Raw genomic sequence first — 1,674 nt, 5'->3', positions numbered from 1 at the left:
GCGAAGTCCCCATCGACCGCCTCTGGCACGCCGTCCCCGCATTCCCCACAGTGAGCGAAGTATGGCTACGGCTCCTGGAAGCCTACGGCCACTGACCACCCACCCCACCCCACACCCCCAACACGACCACGAACGAACGGGACACGCACCGCGTTGGCATGACCCCATGGGAGCTCCGGTCACGCAACAACACAAGCCAGACCGTTTGGTCCCGATCGGAAGGATCACCGTATGCCCAGGCCACCGTTGCCGCATGAGGCCCAGGACATGCTGCGCCGTGCGAACCCCGCCGTCATGGCCACCCTGCGCCCGGACGGCTCACCCGTCTCCACCGCCACCGGATACCTGTGGGAGGACGGTCGCATCCTGTTCAGCCTCGACGAGAGCCGGGTGCGCCTGAAGCACCTGCGCCGCGACCCGCGAGTGACCCTCACCGTCTTCGACGGCCCCGACTGGTACACCCACGTCACGGTCTTTGGCCGCGTCACCGAGATGTACGACGACGACGGCCTGCGGGACATCGACCGCATGGCCCTCCACATCACGGGCAAGCCCTACCCGGATCGCAAGCGCCCCCGAGTCAGCGCCTGGATGGAGATCGAACGCTGGCACAGCTGGCGCGTGGAGAAGGACGGCGCGGCCTTCGGCTGAGTCCGTCCGCGAGCGCGGCGGGCAGTCGCGTCACCCACGAGGGCGCCGTGCCCGCCGCGCGACCCGATGCCGCCTTCTCGCGCCCACGCCGGGACGAAGGCGCCGTTCCGGCACCCCGGCCCCGACCCGGCGCAAGTTCCCCACAGCGAGGAGTGTCCAGTGGCCTCCGGTACATCACGTCCCAGCATCGACACCGACAAACCCCACCCCGCACGCGTCTACGACTGGCTTCTGGGCGGCAGTAACAACTACCCCGCAGACCAGGAGACCGCCCAGAACCTGCCAGAGGAGACTCGCGGCAAAACAGACCGAAACCGGGCGTTCTGACCGGGCGGCGACCTGGCTCGACGACCGCTCCCAGCGCAGACCGTCGAAGTGGATCGGTGCTCGGATGCGGTGGCCGGTGCTGCTGAGCGTAACCGCGCGCAAACCGGGCATCGGTCCGCGGGTGTCGGGAGATCACCCCGGCCTCATGCTCAGCGCGCCGAACAGGAAGCATGCGCGATTGTCCACGCTGCAGACCGGGTTGAGCGCCGCCTGGACGTTGCCGCTGCCGTTGCCGGAGCGCAGCGCCACATCCGGGTCCAGGACCGCGACGAGTCCCGACTGCGGCTCTGCCGTACCCGCCGGCGGGCGGAGGTGCCGAGTCGGCGGCCGGGCTGCGGCCTATGATCTCCGCGATCTCACCGAACGGCATCGCGAACCCGTCGTGCAGGACGAAGGCGACCGGCTCGGCCGGTGTCATCGATTCCAGCACCACCAGCACGGCGGTGCCGACCGAATCATCGAGCGCCCGCCACCGAACTCCCGATGCGGGCATCGTTGTACTCCGGAACCCCGCTTTCGAGTACCTGGAGCAGAGGTGCTGTGACGACGCGCGTCTGGCGGCCACTGCGCAGCACACGACACGGGAACAGCCCGCGGCCGACTAGGCAGTTTCGTTTGGATCAGTCGGTCGTTGGTCCGGGTGTGCCGTTGACTGACGCGCAGTGGGCGCGGATCGAGCCGTTACTCCCGGACCGG

General features: G+C 68.9%; 1 protein-coding gene and 2 pseudogenes. 2 read left to right on the top strand and 1 reads right to left on the bottom strand.

Going from position 1 to position 1,674, the window contains the following annotated elements; genetic code table 11:
* The first annotated feature begins 231 nt into the window (after positions 1–231).
* Entirely contained in the window at positions 232–651 is a 420-nt protein-coding gene (locus ACIQFU_RS38620; protein ID WP_402558064.1) for a PPOX class F420-dependent oxidoreductase, read from the top strand.
* A gap of 159 nt (positions 652–810) precedes the next feature.
* A pseudogene (locus tag ACIQFU_RS38615) lies at positions 811–997 on the top strand (SAM-dependent methyltransferase); the annotation flags it as partial.
* Here the strand turns inward: ACIQFU_RS38615 and ACIQFU_RS38610 are convergent.
* Positions 982–1,092: pseudogene (locus ACIQFU_RS38610) on the bottom strand (short-chain dehydrogenase); the annotation flags it as partial. The pseudogenes ACIQFU_RS38615 and ACIQFU_RS38610 overlap by 16 nt on opposite strands.
* Positions 1,093–1,674 lie beyond the last annotated feature (582 nt).

Source organism: Streptomyces sp. NPDC093065 (assembly GCF_044754585.1).
Classification (GTDB): Bacteria; Actinomycetota; Actinomycetes; order Streptomycetales; family Streptomycetaceae; genus Streptomyces.
Note: the sequence above shows the minus strand (reverse complement) of the source record. Positions and strands in the feature narration are given on the sequence as shown.